This is a genomic window from Pigmentiphaga litoralis (assembly GCF_014651835.1).
Taxonomy (GTDB): domain Bacteria; phylum Pseudomonadota; class Gammaproteobacteria; order Burkholderiales; family Burkholderiaceae_B; genus Pigmentiphaga; species Pigmentiphaga litoralis.
Genome location: NZ_BMXQ01000001.1, coordinates 2,702,120 through 2,718,994 on the forward strand (window position 1 = coordinate 2,702,120; position 16,875 = coordinate 2,718,994).

Annotated in this window: 14 protein-coding genes and 1 riboswitch; of the genes, 4 read left to right on the forward strand and 10 right to left on the reverse strand. The window is 65.5% G+C overall.

The genetic code is table 11. The features are described from left to right. Positions 1-148: 148 nt before the first annotated feature. Both aspA and IE116_RS12255 read right to left on the reverse strand, forming a co-directional pair. On the reverse strand, positions 149-1,657 hold the full coding sequence (aspA, locus tag IE116_RS12250) for an aspartate ammonia-lyase (protein WP_189612789.1): 1,509 nt from the start codon (positions 1,655-1,657) through the stop codon (positions 149-151). A 163-nt stretch (positions 1,658-1,820) separates the two neighbouring features. Beyond that, positions 1,821-2,747, reverse strand: coding sequence for a LysR family transcriptional regulator (locus IE116_RS12255; protein WP_189612791.1), 927 nt, complete (start codon positions 2,745-2,747; stop codon positions 1,821-1,823). Between the two features lie 104 nt (positions 2,748-2,851). On the opposite strand from IE116_RS12255, the gene IE116_RS12260 reads away from it, so the two are divergent. Both IE116_RS12260 and IE116_RS12265 read left to right on the forward strand, forming a co-directional pair. Further along, a complete protein-coding gene (locus IE116_RS12260) occupies positions 2,852-3,310 on the forward strand; it encodes an acyl-CoA thioesterase (protein ID WP_373302993.1) in 459 nt (152 codons plus the stop codon). Positions 3,311-3,430: 120 nt separating this feature from the next. Next, complete coding sequence (locus tag IE116_RS12265) at positions 3,431-4,027, forward strand: SRPBCC family protein (protein ID WP_189612793.1); 597 nt, start codon at positions 3,431-3,433, stop codon at positions 4,025-4,027. 30 nt (positions 4,028-4,057) lie between these two features. On the opposite strand, the gene IE116_RS12270 is transcribed toward IE116_RS12265, so the two are convergent. The 7 genes from IE116_RS12270 to IE116_RS12300 all read right to left on the reverse strand — a co-directional run bounded on the left by IE116_RS12270 (position 4,058) and on the right by IE116_RS12300 (position 13,444). Continuing rightward, positions 4,058-5,509, reverse strand: a complete 1,452-nt coding sequence (locus IE116_RS12270; protein WP_189612795.1) for an MFS transporter — start codon at positions 5,507-5,509, stop codon at positions 4,058-4,060. 126 nt (positions 5,510-5,635) lie between these two features. Continuing rightward, the gene (locus IE116_RS12275) at positions 5,636-6,382 is read right to left on the reverse strand and encodes an enoyl-CoA hydratase (RefSeq protein ID WP_189612798.1); all 747 of its coding nucleotides are present in this window, start codon (positions 6,380-6,382) and stop codon (positions 5,636-5,638) included. Between the two features lie 54 nt (positions 6,383-6,436). Then, positions 6,437-7,636 (reverse strand): acetyl-CoA C-acyltransferase, encoded by a 1,200-nt coding sequence (locus IE116_RS12280; RefSeq protein WP_189612800.1) that lies wholly within the window; start codon positions 7,634-7,636, stop codon positions 6,437-6,439. 10 nt (positions 7,637-7,646) lie between these two features. Then, entirely contained in the window at positions 7,647-10,052 is a 2,406-nt protein-coding gene (locus IE116_RS12285; protein ID WP_189612802.1) for a 3-hydroxyacyl-CoA dehydrogenase/enoyl-CoA hydratase family protein, read from the reverse strand. A 90-nt stretch (positions 10,053-10,142) separates the two neighbouring features. Then, on the reverse strand, positions 10,143-11,933 hold the full coding sequence (locus IE116_RS12290) for an acyl-CoA dehydrogenase C-terminal domain-containing protein (RefSeq protein ID WP_189612804.1): 1,791 nt from the start codon (positions 11,931-11,933) through the stop codon (positions 10,143-10,145). Positions 11,934-12,036: 103 nt separating this feature from the next. Continuing rightward, positions 12,037-12,612: a TetR/AcrR family transcriptional regulator gene (locus tag IE116_RS12295; protein ID WP_229828443.1), complete on the reverse strand. Its 576-nt coding sequence runs from the start codon at positions 12,610-12,612 to the stop codon at positions 12,037-12,039. Positions 12,613-12,877: 265 nt separating this feature from the next. Beyond that, a complete protein-coding gene (locus IE116_RS12300; protein WP_179584592.1) occupies positions 12,878-13,444 on the reverse strand; it encodes a TMEM165/GDT1 family protein in 567 nt (188 codons plus the stop codon). Positions 13,445-13,449: 5 nt separating this feature from the next. After that, a riboswitch (yybP-ykoY riboswitch) is annotated at positions 13,450-13,630 on the reverse strand. A gap of 93 nt (positions 13,631-13,723) precedes the next feature. Between IE116_RS12300 and IE116_RS12305 the strand changes: the two genes are divergently transcribed. Together IE116_RS12305 and IE116_RS12310 are read left to right on the forward strand one after the other, a co-directional pair. Then, positions 13,724-14,521, forward strand: a complete 798-nt coding sequence (locus IE116_RS12305) for a M15 family metallopeptidase (protein ID WP_189612808.1) — start codon at positions 13,724-13,726, stop codon at positions 14,519-14,521. A 44-nt stretch (positions 14,522-14,565) separates the two neighbouring features. Beyond that, complete coding sequence (locus IE116_RS12310; protein ID WP_189612810.1) at positions 14,566-15,927, forward strand: MFS transporter; 1,362 nt, start codon at positions 14,566-14,568, stop codon at positions 15,925-15,927. Between the two features lie 17 nt (positions 15,928-15,944). Here the strand turns inward: IE116_RS12310 and IE116_RS12315 are convergent, their stop codons facing one another. Then, on the reverse strand, positions 15,945-16,814 hold the full coding sequence (locus IE116_RS12315) for an endonuclease/exonuclease/phosphatase family protein (RefSeq protein ID WP_189612812.1): 870 nt from the start codon (positions 16,812-16,814) through the stop codon (positions 15,945-15,947). Positions 16,815-16,875 lie beyond the last annotated feature (61 nt).

The window sequence follows — 16,875 nt, forward strand, 5'->3', positions numbered from 1 at the left end:
GAAAACAGCCACGGAATTGTTGCCGCTTCCGCTGCTGTTTTCGTGCGAAATTCGCCGTGTTGCGACACTTCGTCGAACCCGGATTCCCACCGGAAAAACCTCGTGCTATCGCAGGCTTGCGCCCGCCCTTAGTGCGCCCGGCCCGATGTCAGTGCGCGACTTCTTCAGGCGGAGGTGGCGGCACTTCGGACGAATCGTTGATTGGTGCAACCGGCACCACATCAGGGACGACCGGACGCACGTAGCGATAGGGTTTGGTCAGGACTTCCGGACGCAGCAACTGCGCCAGCGTGGCCTCGTCCATCAAGCCCAGTTCCAGCACGAGTTCCGACACCGAACGCCCCGACCGGATGGCTTCGCGGGCGACGCGGGTGGCCGCTTCGTACCCGATCACCGGGTTGAACGCGGTGGCCAGACCGGCCGACCGCTTGACTGCGTCGAGCAGTTTTTCGCGGTTGGCGGTGATGCCCGAGACGCAGTTGCGCGCCAAGGTGGTGCAGCCCGCCTCAAGGTGCGAGATGCTCTTGACCAGGCTCCACGCGATGATGGGTTCGAACGCGTTCAGCTGCAATTGACCGGCTTCGGACGCCATCGTCACCGTCATGTCGTTACCGATCACTTCGAATGCGATCTGGTTCACGACCTCGGGAATGATGGGATTGACCTTGCCCGGCATGATGGAACTGCCTGCCGCGCGTTCGGGCAGGTTGATTTCGTTCAGGCCCGACTGCGGACCCGAGGACAGCAGGCGCAGGTCGTTGCAGGTCTTGGACAGCTTGCACGCAATGCGTTTCAACACGCCGGACATCTGCACGAACGCGCCGGTATCTTGCGTGGCTTCGATCATGTTGGCGGCACGCACCAGGGGCAGGCCGGTGATTTCGGCCAGGTACTTGACGGCCAGCGGGCTGTAGTCGGGATCGGTGTTGATGCCGGTGCCGATCGCGGTGGCGCCCAGGTTGACTTCGACCATCAGCGCACGGGCTTCGCTCAGGCGCAGTTCGTCTTCGCCCAGCATGACCGCGTAGGTCAGGAATTCCTGGCCCAGCGTCATGGGCACGGCGTCCTGCAGCTGCGTGCGGCCCATCTTGAGCACGTCGTCGAATTCATGCGCCTTGGCTTCGAAGGCCTGGCGCAGTTCGGCCATGGCCGCCAGCAGGCGCTCGATGGCAAAGCAGGTGGCGATGCGCAGGGCGGTCGGGTAGACGTCGTTGGTGCTTTGCGATGCGTTCACGTCCTGGATCGGGTGCAGGACTTCGTAGCGGCCCTTTTCGTGGCCGAGCAGTTCCAGCGCGCGATTGGCGATCACTTCGTTTGCATTCATGTTGGTGGACGTGCCGGCGCCACCCTGGATCACGTCGACGACGAACTGGTCACCCAGCGCGCCGTTCATGATTTCTTCGCAGGCCTGCACGATCACGGCGGCGCGTTCGGGGGCGATCACCCCCAGGTCGCGATTGGCCCGCGCGGCAGCTTGTTTGACGCACGCCAGCGCGCGCAGCAGATCGGGCTGGGCGCCGATCGTGGTACCAGTAATCGGAAAGTTTTCCTTGGCCCGGAGCGTGTGGATGCCCCAGTAGGAGGCTGCGGGAATGTCGCGTTCGCCCAGAAGATCGTGCTCGATCCGGAAGGCGTCTATATGGCCTGCATTGCTCATTGCGGTTCCATCGGCTGCGGCCCGCGCACAGTGCGCCGGCGATGCACACACTATAGGGACCGCCCCCCGCGGCGCGCCAATGCTATTCCAACATGAGCCAATGCCGTTTGTGCATCGCAAGGCAAACGCCCCGCAGGCAGGCGCGGCGACTCATCCAAATGCGTCAGACGTCGCCGGCCTGTTGCGCACTCAGGTAGGCCCACAGGGCGTTGACCACCGGCTTGCCGCCCCCGCCCACCGGATGCTCGCGGTACAGCCGGATTTCCATGCTCTGGGTGTAGGCTTCTCCGGCGCAGACCAGGCGCTGCGCGGCCACGTCGTTGCGGACCGCGCTGTCGGGCAGGAAGGCCACACCATGGCCTGCCAGCACCATCACTTTCAAGGCTTCCGCCATGTCGGTTTCGTAGCGCTGTTCCAGCGCCGGGCGCGGCCTGGCTTCGGACAGAATCAGCTCGGCGATCCGCCCCAGATAGGCATTGGGCGTGTAGCCCAGGTAGGGCGTGGGCCGGTCGTTCTTGCCGTCCAGGGCGTATTCGGGGCGGCCGTCGGCGGTGCGGCGCGCGTAGGGGTAGACGCTCTCGGTGCCCAATACCAGCATGTCGTAGTGGCGCGGATCGAGCTGGACCGGCAGGCGCGGATTCCAGTACACCATGGCCAGGTCGCTGCCACCCTGCACCAGGCTCATGGCAGCGTCGTGCACGTTCAGCGCCTGTAGCCGCGTACTGAACGCGGGCGCCGCGCCACCGGCCTGGATGCGGCTCAGCCAGCTTGGAAAAAACGTGAGCGACAGCGTATGCGGCACCGCAAAATCAATGATCTCGCGCGACGCCGGACGCATGCCGCGCAGCATGGCGCGCGTTTCGTCCAGCCGCGCCAGCATGTCGATGGCTTCGGCGCGAAAGGTCTCACCGGCGGGGGTGAGCCGCGTCGGGTAGACGGCGCGGTCGACCAGATCGGTGCCGACCCAGGCTTCCAGCGCCTGGATGCGCCGGGAAAACGCCGGCTGCGTGATGTGGCGCAGTTCGGCTGCGCGCGAAAAGGACCGCGTGTCGGCGAGTGCGACGAAGTCTTCGAGCCACTTGGCTTCCATGCTGTTCCCTGGCGAGTTGGCGGATTGTAGGCGATAGCCGGGCGGCGCCGCGAGCGCGCAGCCACTACACTGAAGGCCCCTGCACGCACCCAAGACTCGCTATCGTGACCCACTCGACCACCGCTTCCGCCCTCCCCGCCGCCGACCGCCTGCCCGACGCCCAGCCCGTGCTGCGCATGGTGCCGATGCGTTCCGACGCCAACTTCCATGGCGACGTATTTGGCGGATGGATCATGGCGCAGGTGGACATTGCCGGATCGCTTCCGGCGGTCAGCCGCGCCAACGGCCGCGTCGCCACGGTGGCGGTCACGTCGTTCGTGTTCAAGCAGCCCGTGTTCGTGGGTGACCTGGTCAGCTTCTACGCCAAGGTGATTGCCACCGGCCGTACCTCGGTCACGGTCGCGGTCGAGGTCTATGCCGAGCGGATCCGGCTCGATTCCGAGGTCGTCAAGGTGACGGAAGCCACCCTGGTCTACGTGGCCACCGACGAGTCGCGCCAGCCGCGCCCCTTACCAGACGTTACGGCACCCAAGGTCCCCCCGCTGGACACCCTGGGGGAATAGTGGCAAATTGACCCCAAGGAAAAACCATTTTCCGGAGCCCGCCGGCACAGGCGGGCCATGACAACGACATCCCATCGCGGCCGGTGGTGATCTGCTTCCGGCCCAAGAAGGAGACACATCATGGAATTGGCCAACTCACGTTTCGTTCCGGCGTCGCAGCAGCGCACCTGGAACAAACTCATCGCTCCTGAAACCCTCAAGGTCTGCATCACCGGTTGCGAGACGCTGGAACGCGTCTCCGACAACGAGTATCTGGTCGGCCTGCGCGCCGACGTCGGGCCGGTCAGCGCCCGCTTCAAGGGCCGCCTCAAACTGACCGACATGAAGCCGCCGCACTCGTATCATCTGCATTTCGAAGGCGAAGGCGGTCCGGCGGGGTATGCCAAGGGCGATGCCGACGTGGTGCTCGAACCCGAAGGCGAAGGCACCCGCTTTGCGTACAAGGCGCATGCGGACCTGGGTGGACGGCTGGCCGAGCTGCGGCCCGACCAGGCCGAAAAAATCGCCCGCAAAATGACGGATAACTTCTTTTCGCTGTTCTCGGTATGCGCCGACAAGACGTTTGAGCGCGACGAGCAGGCGAAGGTGATGAAAGTGCCAGTCGAACCCGATCCGGTGGTCGCGGCGCACCGCTCCGAGATGCTGTCCAGGGTGTCCTGGCTGGTGGTGCCCGGCGTGATCATGGCGATCATTGCGTACCACACCTTCATACACTGACCGGCCGGCAAGCCCGGGACCCTCGCCCGCCTACGCGCGGGCGTTTTTCATCCGGATCTGGCTGGACAGCACCACTGTCGCGATGCAGAACAGCACGGCCATCACCATGCCGATCTTGACGCCGGTCAGCACCGACGTGCGTGCAATGATGATGCCGACGGCCGCCGTACCGATGGCACTGCCCAGCGTACGGGTGGTCTGGATCAGGGCCGACGCCACCCCTACATCGCGGCGATCGGCAATCATCTGCATGAACAGGGTCAGGTTCGGCACGATGAAGCCGAGTCCCAGACCGCTGATCGAAAAGGCCACCACCGCGAACCACGTGGCGCTGCCGCGCTCGAGCGTCATGATGCCGAAGCATCCGACCGCGAGCACGATGGCGCCGAGCATCATGAGCCGCTGCGGCTGCGACTGACGCGGGAAAAGGCGCCCGTTGATCACGCTGCCGATCGGGATGCAGGCCACCAGCGGTGCCAGGATCCCGCCCGCCTGCGACGGCGTCATGCCGACCTCGACCTGCAGCAGCAAGGGCCCGTAATACATCAGCGTGAACATGACCGCCCCCATCATCAGGCCGACCAGATTCAGCAGGCGCGACTCACGGGTCTTGAGCACCTGCAGCGGCAGCATGGGCGACGTCACCCGGGCTTCGTAGGGAATCAGCACGGCGATGGCAATCGCGCCAACCAGGGCGAGCGCGCCTGCCAGCAAAGGCCGCGACACTTCCCCGAACCCGAGCTCCAGCGCCGCCATGGGCGCACCAACCGCCACGGCGAGCAAGGCCCCGCCCAGCCAGTCGATGCGCGGGCGCGAGGTGTGCACAGGCGTCAATCGGGGGAAATAGACCCACAACAGGGCAAAGGCCACGATGGCCATCAACGGGGTCACGAAGAAGGCCGCGCGCCAGTTGATGGCCTCGGTAACGGCGCCGCCGATCAGCGGGCCGACGCCGCTGGCCACGGCAAAGGCGGTCGAGATCAATGCCTGCCATTTGACGCGCCGCAGCGCATCGGGGAACAGGTCGGCCGGGGCGGCGAATGCCGTGGCGATCATCATGCCGCCGCCCACCCCCTGCAGCGATCGCGCGGCGATCAGCTGCGGCATGGTCTGCGAGATGCCGCACAGAATGGACCCCAGCGCGACGATGCCGATCGATACAAGAATGAAGGTCTTGCGTCCGTAGAGGTCGCCCAGGCGCCCGAAGATCGGGATCATGATGACCGAGGACAGCAGATATCCGGTGCCGACCCATGCGTACAAGGCCATGCCGCCGAGTTCGGTGGCGACCTGGGGCAAGACGGTGCCGACGATGGTGGCGTCGAGCGCGACCAGGATCACGACGGCGCACACGCCCATGACGGCGAGCAGCAGTTCGCGGGGGTTTTCGATCGGGGCGGCGTGGGACGACGGCGCGGCAGTTGCGGCGCGGCCATCCGGGCCGGCAGGCGTGCCAGCCGGTGTAGGTCGTATGTCGGGCATGGAGGCTAGAGGATACTCCCGGCCGGAAAACTTCCCAAGCCGCTCTAACAAATCCTAGCGTTTATGACGGGTTGGTGAATGGGTGCGGCCGCGTGCGCTGCCATGCTTCGGCAGCTGCCTGCACTATCAGCCGCCGCGGGGCCTGCCCAAAAACGCCTTGAACGCGGCCCTGGCGTCGTCACTGTGAAGCAGGTCCGCAAACACGGTCGCCTCGTCCTGGATCTGACGCGCCACACCCGCCGCATCACCTTGCCTCATCAGGCGCTTGGTTTCGCGCACCGCGGTGGGCGGCAACCCCGCTAACCTTGCTGCCTGCGCACAGGCAAAGGCAAAGACTTCATCGGGCGGCAAGACGCGGGTCGCCAGGCCCATCGCCACGGCATCGGCCGCGCGGATCGGTTCCGACAGCAGCAGCGCTTCGGCCGCGCGCGCATGCCCGATACGCGCAGGCACCAGGCGGCTCGCCGCGAATTCCGGACACAGTCCGAGCTTCACGAAAGGCATCACCAGCAGCGCATCCTCGGCCAGATAGACCAGGTCGCAATGCAGCAGCATCGTCGTGCCGATGCCGACCGCCATGCCGTTGACGGATGCAACGACCGGCTTGCGGGCCGTGGACAGGGCCTGCATGAAATCGAACACGGGCGCATCGGGGCCGGGCGGATTGGCCAGGAAATCTTCCAGGTCATTCCCGGCCGTGAATGCCTGGCGATCGCCATGCAGCAGCAGCGCTGCAATGGCGTTGTCGGCGTCCGCATCCATCACGGCATGCGCCAGACGGGCGTACATGTCGCCCGTCAGTGCATTCTTTTTTTCGGGTCGCGCAAAGCCGATCCGCGCGACGCCATCCACCTTCGCTACCGTGATACCCACAGCGTCTCCTGGTTGGCCAAGCCGGCCACAAGCATCCGGCTCGGGGATCTTGCCTCAGACCCGCTGGAAGATCCCGGCGGCGCCCATGCCCGTGCCCACGCACATGGTCAGCATGCCGTAGTCCAGGTTATGGCGACGCAGCGCATGCACGACCGTGGCCGCGCGGATGGCCCCGGTCGCGCCCAAGGGGTGGCCCAGGGCAATCGCGCCGCCCATCGGGTTCACCTTGGACGGATCCAGGCCCAGGTCGCGAATCACCGCCAGCGATTGCGCGGCAAAGGCTTCGTTCAGTTCGATCCAGCCCATGTCATCGAGCGACAGGCCGGCGGCGCGCAGGGCCGCAGGCACGGCTTCTTTCGGACCGATGCCCATGATTTCCGGGGGCACGCCGCGCACCGACGCGGCCACGAATCGAGCCAGCGGTGTCAGCGAATATTCCTTCAGGATCTTTTCGGACACGATCAGCAACGCGCCCGCGCCGTCGGACATCTGCGAACTGTTGCCCGCCGTCACGCTGCCCTTGGCGGCAAAGACCGGGCGCAGCTTGGCCAGCGCTTCCAGGCTGGTGTCGGCCCGCGGGCCTTCGTCCAGGCTCAGCGTGTGCTTGACCACGCGCACCTCGCCGGTCGCCAGGTCGGGCGTGCGATCGATGATCTCGATCGGCGCGATTTCGTCGGCGAACTCGCCGGCCTGCTGCGCGGCCAATGCCTTGGTGTGGGATGCCAGCGCAAACGCGTCCTGGTCGTCGCGCGACACCTTCCACTGGGCGGCGACCTTTTCAGCGGTCAGCCCCATGCCGTAGGCAATGCCGATGTTGTCGTTGCCTTCGAACACGCGCGGGTTGACCGACGGCGTGTTGCCCATCATGGGCACCTGGCTCATGGATTCGACACCCCCCGCGATCATCACATCGGCCTCGCCGCTGCGGATGCGGTCGGCGGCGGCCACAATGGCCGACAGGCCCGATGCGCAGAAGCGGTTCACGGTCATGCCGCCCACCGTGTCGGGCAGGCCCGCCAGCAGCACGCCGATCCGCGCCACGTTCAGGCCTTGCGGACCTTCGGGCATCGCGCAGCCGACGATGGCGTCCTGGATGCGCGCCGGGTCCAGCCCGGGCACTTGCGCCAGCGCGGCGCGGATCGCGTGCACCAGCAGATCGTCCGGACGCACATGGCGCAGCACGCCCTTGGGCGCTTTGCCAATCGGCGTGCGCGAGGCGGCAACGATATAGGCTTCCTGGAATTGTCGTGTCATGTCGGGTTCCTCAGTTGCGCACGGGCTTGCCGGTCTGCATCATGCCCATGACGCGTTCCTGTGTTTTGGGATGGTTCAGCAGCGACATGAAGGCCTGCCGTTCATGCTTCATCAGCCACTGTTCGTCGACGCGCGATCCGGGCGCGATGTCGCCGCCGCACAGGATCTCGGCAATCGTCTTGCCCAGGTGGTAGTCGTGGGCCGAAATGAAGCCGCCGTCGCGCATGTTCACCAGCTGCGACAGAATGGTCGCAACGCCGTCGCGGCCGGCCACTTCGAACGGCACGGGCAGCGGCGGGCGATAACCGCCATCGTGCAGCGCCATCGCCTGCTTGATCGCGACAAACAGCACTTCCTGCACGTTGAACACGATGGGGTCGCTGTCGCGCAAATAGCCCATCGCGCGCGCTTCAATGGCGGACTTCGACACCTGCGCCGTCGCGGCCTGCATCAGGTATTTCTTCAGGAAGTGCAGCAGCGGCGCATCAGGCGCCAGGGCATGTTCCTCGGCCGCGCGGCGTGCGCCGTAGGTCAGGCCGCCGGCGCCGGGCACCAGGCCCACACCCACTTCCACCAGGCCAATATAGCTTTCCAGATGCGCGACCCGGCGCGCGCAATGCACGGCCATTTCGCATCCACCGCCCAGTGCCATGCCCGAGATCGCGGCCACGGTCGGCACCTGCGCATAGCGCAAGCGCAGCATGACCTGCTGCAGGCGTTCTTCTTCGGGTTCAATGGCCTGCACGCCGCCGCTCATGAACAGCGGCAGCATGGCCTGAAGGTCGGCGCCAGCCGAAAACGGTTCGCCGTCGTTCCAGATCACCAGGCCGCGGTAGTCGGCTTCTGCCAGGTCCACCGCCTTGAGCAGGCCCGCACTCACGCCCGGGCCGATCGCGTGCATCTTGGTCTTGAAGCTGGCGATCAGCACTTCGTTCAGGCCCGGATTCGGCAGCGTCCAGAGGCGAATCGATTCGTCTTCGAACACGGTGGTGCCGGTGGTGGCCACGTCGACGCCATCACCGAACAAGGGTGCGCGGAATACCTGGCGGGTATAGACCGGCAGGGTCGAGCGGGCCTCGAAATTCTGCGTGGCCGGATTCCATGAACCCTGATGCGTGTGCACCCCGCCCCGCTCCGCCACGGGGCCACTGGTGACCCAATCTGGCAGTGGCGTGTCGGACAGCGCCTTGCCTTCGCGGATGTCGTCCTGCACCCACTGGGCGACCTTGAGCCAGCCTGCGGACTGCCAGAGTTCGAACGGGCCCTGCGTCTGGCCAAAGCCCCAGCGCATGGCGAAGTCGACATCGCGTGCGGTTTCGGCAATCTCGGCCAGGTGCACGGCAATGTATTGGAAGGTGTCGCGCAGGATCGCCCATACGAACTGGGCCTGCGGGTGGGTCGATTCGCGCAGCAGTTGCAGGCGCTCGCCCGCATCCTTCTTTTTCAGGATGCGCACGACCAGGTCGTCGGCCTTCGCATCGGCCGGCACATAGGTGCCCGTGGCCGGATCAAGGCGCAAGATCGCCTTGCCTTCTTTCTTGAAGAAACCGGCCCCGGTCTTCTGGCCGAGGGCGCCCTTCTCGATCAGCCCCTTCAATACCGCCGGCGTGCCATACAGCGGCGCGAACGGATCGTTGGGCAACTGGTCTTCCATGGTCTTGATGACATGGCCCAGGGTATCCAGGCCGACCACGTCGCCGGTGCGGAAGGTGCCCGACTTGGCGCGGCCCAGCTTGGCGCCGGTCAGGTCGTCCACCACGTCGAACGGAATGCTGAAGCGTTCGGCTTCGATCATGGCCGACAGGATCCCGAACACGCCCACCCGGTTGCCCACGAAGTTGGGCGTGTCCTTGGCCCGCACCACGCCCTTGCCCAGGGTGGTGGTCAGGAAGGTTTCCAGGCGGTCCAGGATCGCGGGATCCGTCTTGGCCGTGGGAATCAGTTCGGCCAGGTGCATGTAGCGCGGCGGGTTGAAGAAGTGCACGCCGCAAAAACGCGACTGCAGGCCTTCGCCTATGCCCTTGGCCAGCTCGGTGATCGACAGGCCCGACGTGTTGGTCGCAAAGATGGCGTCGGGCGCAATGGCGCCGGCCACCTTCTTGTACAGGTCGTGCTTCCAGTCCATGCGTTCGGCAATCGCTTCGATCACCAGGTCGCACTCGCGCAACTTGTCCAGATGCTCTTCGTAGTTGGCCGGCACGATCAGTGCCGCCAGGTCGGGACTGCCCAACGGCGCGGGGCTCAGCTTCTTCAGGTTTTCGATGGCCTTGAGCGCAATCCCGTTCTTGGGACCTTCGCGCGCGGGCAGGTCGAACAGCACGACGGGCACATTGGCGTTCACGCAATGCGCGGCGATCTGCGCGCCCATGACCCCGGCGCCCAGCACGGCGACTTTACGAACAATGAAATTCGGCATGATTTTCCTGGCAAAGAGTGCACCGGCCGCAGCCGGCTCGCATGGTCGAGACCTGCCTGGACGCATCGCAGGCAAGGTAGGCGATAGACATTAAAACAGGTCGGCGTCGAGGGCGGTCAGCACCGCGGCGCCCGACCGCGCGGCACGGATGTGGGTGGCCGTTTCGGGCAGCAGCCGCGCAAAGTAGAAGCGCGCCGTGGCCAGCTTGGCGCGATAGAACGGATCGCCGGTGCTTTCCTTGTCGAGCGCGATCCTGGCCATGCGCGCCCAGAAATACGCATAGACCAGGTGGCCCACCACCCGCAGGTAGTCCACGGCCGCCGCGCCCACCTCATCGGGATTCTGCATGGCCTTCATGCCGATTTCCATGGTGAGCTTGGTCAGCTTGTCGCCCAGGTCGGCCAGCGGCGTAATGAATTCATTCATGGCTTCGTCCGCGCCATGTTCCTCCACGAAGGCGCGCACTTGCTCGCCAAAAGCCCGCAGCGTCGCGCCGTTATCGCGCAGCACCTTGCGGCCCAGCAGGTCCAGCGCCTGGATCGTGTTGGTGCCCTCGTAGATCATATTGATGCGGGCATCGCGCACGTACTGCTCCATGCCCCATTCGCGGATATAGCCATGGCCGCCAAATACCTGCAGGCAGGTCGATGCGCACTGGAAGCCGTTGTCGGTCATGAAGGCCTTGACGATCGGCGTCATCAGCCCGACCAGCGCGCTCGACGTCTTGCGCACCGACTCGTCGGGGTGGTGCAAGGACTTGTCGTACTCCAGCGCGACCCAATAGCCGAAGGCGCGGCCCCCTTCGGCATAGGCGCGGGCCGTCAGCAGCATCTTGCGCACGTCGGGGTGCACGATGATGGGGTCCGCCGATTGATCGGCGCGCGCCGATTCCGACAACGCGCGGCCCTGGCGGCGATCCTTGGCATAGGCGGCCGCGTTCTGATACGCCACTTCGGTCAGGCCCAGGCCCTGCATGCCCACCCCCAGCCGCGCGCCGTTCATCATCACGAACATGGCGTTCAGGCCTTTGTTGGGCTCGGCCACCAGATAGCCGGTGGCGTCTTCCATGGTGATCTGGCATGTGCTGTTGGCATGGATGCCCATCTTGTGTTCGATGCCGGTACAAAAGATACCGTTGCGCTCGCCCGCGTCGCCATTGGCATCGGGCACGAACTTGGGCACCAGGAACAGGGAGATGCCCTTGGTGCCTTCCGGCGCGCCGGGCAGCTTGGCCAGCACCAGGTGCACGATGTTCTTGGACAGGTCGTGTTCGCCCGACGAAATGAAGATCTTGCTGCCGGTCAGTGCATAGGTGCCGTCGTCCTTGGGCACGGCGCGCGTGCGGATCAGGCCCAGGTCGGTGCCGCAGTGCGCTTCGGTCAGGCACATGGTGCCGGTCCACTCGCCCGACACCAGCTTGGGCAGGTACAGCTGCTTCTGTTCCGGCGTGCCGTGCGCGTGCAGGCATTCATAGGCGCCGCTGGTCAGCCCCGGGTACATGGCCCAGGCCTGGTTGGTCGAATACTGCATTTCGAAAAACACGTTCTGCAGCAAGGCCGGGAGCCCCTGCCCGCCGAATTGCGGATCGGCATGCAAAGAGGGCCATCCGGCCGCGCAGAAACTGTCCCAGGCCGCCTTGAAGCCCTTGGGCGTGGTGACCGCGTGCGTGGCCGGGTCAAAGTGGCAGCCTTCCTGGTCGCCGGACTGGTTCAGGGGAAACAGCACCTCGGCGCAGAAGGTTCCGGACGCCTCGACCACCTGGTTGATCGTATCGGCATCCAGCGAGGCATGCGCCGGCATGGCCTGGTACGTGTCCATGACATTCAGCAGTTCATGCAGCACGAAGGTCTGGTCACGCAGCGGGGGGGTATAGCGGGGCACGAAAGTTCTCCTGAAGCGATGGGGCCGGTCTGGCGGTCAAGGTAGGCGCCGGCAGAACGCTGAATATCGTTATTGATGTCAGATCAAGGTTGCAGCAATGGGTTCAGTGCGCCCGGCAGGCATCGATCAGCCGCGTAAAACCGTCGGACGCGCGCTTCACGCAGCCCGGCAGCTTCAGAAAACGGGAATCATGATGCAGCACCAGGATCAATCCATACATTTCGAACAGCAGCTGTTGCGGGTCGGTGCCGGCACGCAGATGGCCTTCGGCGATCGCCTGCTTGCAGGCCCGCAGCAAGGCGGACCGCCACAGGCCGACCGATTCGATCAGGGCCGCCCGCACCGGCCCGCTGCGGTCGTCGTATTCGACCGCGCCACCAATGTAGATGCAGCCCTGCGCGATTTCATGCGACACGCGGTTGATCCAGTTGCTGAACAGCGCTTCGAGCCGCGGCAGTCCGCGCGGCTGGCCGATGGCGGGCAAAAAGACGTCCAGTTCGAAGCGCCGCCGGTATTCCTGCACCACCGCCACCTGCATGTCTTCGCGCGAGCCAAAGTGGGCGTAGACACCGCTTTTGCTCATCTGCATGGCGTCGGCCAGCATGCCCAACGTCAGCCCTTCCATGCCTTCACGGGCCGACAGCAGCAAGGCCGCATCAAGAATGGCCGCGCGCGTCATCGCGCCCTTCCGGTGCCGGGACTCGCGTTCGGGCTCGGAGGGAACGGTCTTGCGGGTGGCGCTCGGTGACGCGTGCATGGCGGGAAGGCGGTGACCAGTCAGGGCGTACCAAGGAGGTACGGGGGGTGCTTCGGTGTATGGCGGTGTACGGCGGGGTATCGCGTGGTGGCAAAACCCGCCAATCCGAAAAAAGAACGAACGTGCTATTTCCTTGCAGATTACCCCGATTCCCGGGCCGATGGGAAGCGGGGTAAAGCCTGATGCGTCAGAAGCCCAGGCCACCCATGAGGGCGACCACACCCAGACAGGCGAAGATAAAGGCGGCAATGCCGTGCACCAGCTTGACGGGCAGCTTGTGCGCCATCTTGTCGCCCAGGATCACGGCCGGGACATTGGCGATCATCATCCCCAATGTCGTGCCGGCCACAACGGCGGTATACGCCTGGAACTGCGCCACCAGGGCCACGGTGGCGATCTGGGTCTTGTCGCCCATCTCGGCCAGGAAGAACGCGATCAGGGTCGTGCCGAACACACCGAAGCGGCCGGACCCGGTATCGGTATCGTCGAGCTTGTCGGGGATCATCATCCAGACGGCCATGCCGATGAAGGACACGCCCAGGATCCAGCGCAGGGCCTGCGGGCCGATGAAACTGGTGAGCCATGCGCCGACCGCGCCGGCGAGCGCATGATTGACGATGGTGGCGGCAAGAATGCCCAGGATGATGGGCCAGGGACGGCGCCAGCGGGCGGCCAGGAACAGGGCGAGCAGTTGGGTCTTATCGCCGATCTCGGCCAGGGCAACGATGCCGGTCGAGACGAGAAACGCTTCCATGCAGGGGACTCCGAGGGCCGGACGATGAAAACCATTGATCGCGCAGACACCCCGGCCCTTCCGGTGTGCGGCACGATCAAAGGTCTCGCCAAGACTGAACCGCCTGCGCCATGCCCGTGTGCCGGGCAAGTATGTTGACGCAAGCCCCTCCGCTGCGGAGGGAGGCTACTCCCCAATGACGGGGGCGAGTATACCTGCTCCGACTCAGGGTTTCCCGCGATCGCCTAATATGCAACACCGATCCAACACCGCAATTCCTGCCGCGTTGCGGAGCCCACGATGACACGATCTTCTTCCACGGCCGGCGCCTGCCTGGCCGCCGCCACCCTGCTCACTTCGATGGCGACGACCACGCCGCTCATGGCGCAACCCGGTCCGGAGTTGTCCATTCCCGCCGGTTTCGTGCACCTGACCGACGTTGCGCAGACCATTCCCCTGGATGTCCGCTATCACGGCAGCAACAACTTCCTGGGTCGGCCAGTGCGCGGCTACCATGCGCCCACCTGCATCCTGACCCTGCCCGCGGCGCACCGGCTGCGCGACATCCAGCGCGAATTGCGGCCATCGGGCCTGTCCTTGAAAGTCTTCGATTGCTACCGGCCGCAGCAGGCCGTGGACGATTTCATTGCCTGGGCCAAGGATCCGGCCGACCAGAAAGCCAAGGCGGCCTACTACCCGAATGTGCCGAAGGACTTGCTGTTCGAACGCGGCTTCATCGCGGAACGCTCGGGCCACAGCCGAGGCAGCACGGTCGACCTGACCCTGGCCGTGCTGCCCCCGGGCGCCCTGGCCGAGGCGCCCCGGTCCGACGCGATCGACAAGCCCCCCGTGGCCCTGCCGACACGCGGCGCACTGCTGCCCAATGGCGAGGTGGACATGGGGACGCCGTTCGACCTTTTTGATGTACAGTCGCACACGGACAATCCGGATCTTCCCGAGGAAGTGCGACATAACCGGAAATTCCTCGCGACCCTGATGCTCAAACATGGGTTCACGGGCGTACAGGAAGAATGGTGGCACTTCACCCTCCTGGACGAACCCTACCCCGACACTTACTTCAATTTCCCGGTCCGCTGACCCGCGCGTTGTCGCACGCGGTGCCGACCCTGCCGTTTCCATTCATGCACGTCACAGATGGCCTGCCCACGCCGCGTAAATACTGGGCACTTGCCGCGACCCTGCTAGGCATGGCCATGACGGTCCTTGAAGCGACCATCACCAACATTGCCTTGCCGACCATCGCCCGCGACCTGGCGATCCTGCCGGCGCAGGCGGTCTGGATCGTCAACGCCTACCAACTCGCCATCGTGGTCGGACTGCTGCCGTGTTCGTCCCTGGGCGAAATCTACGGCTACCGGCGCGTCTTTGCGGTGGGCATGGCGCTGTTCACGGCGGCGTCGGCCGGCTGCGCCATTGCGGGGTCGTTCGACGTGCTGATCGGCTTTCGCCTGCTGCAGGGCCTGGGCGCCGCCGCGACCATGAGCGTCACCCCCGCCCTGCTCCGCTTCATCTATTCGCAAAAGCAGTTCGGCCGCGCCATTGGTTTCAACGCCCTGGTGGTCGCCTGCTCGTCGGCCGCCGGGCCGGTGATCGGGTCGCTGATCCTGTCGGTGGCGTCGTGGCCCTGGCTGTTTGCGGTCAATGTCCCGATCGGTATCGCCATCCTGGCGTTCGGGGTCAAGCATCAGCCCGTCACGGAACTGGCCAGGCGCGCTTTCGACTGGCTGAGCGCGCTGCTCAGCGCCCTTTTCTTTGGTCTGCTGATCTACGGTGTGGACCACCTGCTGTCCAATTTCGGCACGGCCATGATCACCCTGGCCGCGTCGGCCGTGGCCGGCTTTCTGCTGATCCGGCGTGAATTGCCACGGGCCGTGCCGCTGCTGCCGCTGGACCTGTTGCGGATCCGGGTGTTTGCGTTTTCGATCGGTGCGTCGGTATGCGCCTTTTCGGCGCAGACAGCCGCCTTCATCTCGCTGCCCTTCTACTTCCAGCAGGCCATGGGGCGCAGCCAGCTCGAAACCGGCCTGCTGATCATGCCGTGGCCGCTGGCTGTCGCGATCGCCGCGCCGGTATCGGGCCGCGTATCGGAAATGATCTCGCCGTCCGTGCTGTGCTCCATCGGCACGGCGCTGCTCGGGCTGTCCTTGACCACCCTGATCCTGCTGCCCGCGTCCGTGCCGAACGGCCTGCTGATGGGATGCATGGCCGTGGCCGGCGCAGGCTTCGGCATGTTCCAGACACCCAACAACCGCGTCATGCTGACCGCCGCGCCGCGTGCGCGCAGCGGCGGCGCGGGCGGCCTGCAAGCGACCGCGCGTCAGTTCGGGATGGCGTGGGGTGCGGCGCTGACCGCACTGGCGTTCACGGCGCTGCCGTCCCATGGACCGACGGCCGCCCTGACGCTGGCCGTGGTGTTCACGATCGCGTCGTCGATCGTGAGCGCGGCAAGAAAGGGCGGGAAATTGCGGGCGCCTGCGGGGTAAGCCTGGATCCGCTGCCCTTACGGCAGCTCGAGTTCCGCCAGCAAGGGCGCGTGGTCCGACAGCCGTGTCCACGGCCGGCCATGCAGCACACTGGCATGCCGTACCGAAAACCCCCGTTGATAGATGCGGTCCAGCCGCAGCCAGGGGAAGACCGCCGGAAAGGTCCGTGGAGGGCGCGGCGCCTGGATCGTTCCGCCCGCGCCAATGCGCAGCGGCTGCGCGCCGATGCCTTGACGCAGGGGCGAGAAATTCCGGTCCTTGAGCATCTGGCCCAGCACGCGGGCGGAATCCCGCAGGCGCGGCAATTCGGTGCTCTGGCCGCGCGGGGCGGTGGCGAACACCTCGTGCACACCCAAGCGCTCGACCAGCACCTTGGACAGCACGTTGGTCCAGTCGTTGAAATCGCCGGCGATCAGGATCGGGCAATGCGACGGCACCAGGCTGCCAATACGATTGACCAGCGCCTCGATCTGCCGGGACCGGCCCGCGGCGAAGAGCCCCAGATGCACCACGAAACAATGCACTTCATGGTCCGCGACCTTGACCGTGGCGTGCAGCAACCCGCGCTGCTCCATGCGGTGGTCGGAAATGTCTTCGTTGTGATGCGAGAGGATCGGAAAGCGCGACAGCAGCGCGTTGCCGTGATCGGTATCGCGGCGGATGGCGTTGCGGCCGTAGGCAGCTTCGAGCCGCAGGGCCGCCGCCAGCATCTCGTGCTGCGCGTTCAGGGTGCCACGGCGGTCATTGCGCCCCTGCACTTCCTGCAGGAAGGCCAGGTCGGCCCGCAAGCCATGCAGGCCCAGCCGGAGATCCTGGCCGGACTCGCGCCCGCCCATGGCCGACATCCCCTTGTGGATGTTGTAGCTGACAACTCTGACGATAGACATGGCGGCCTTGCCTCAATCCTGATGACGGATTCTAGGGGCACTGTCCACCGCGCCGTGTAGC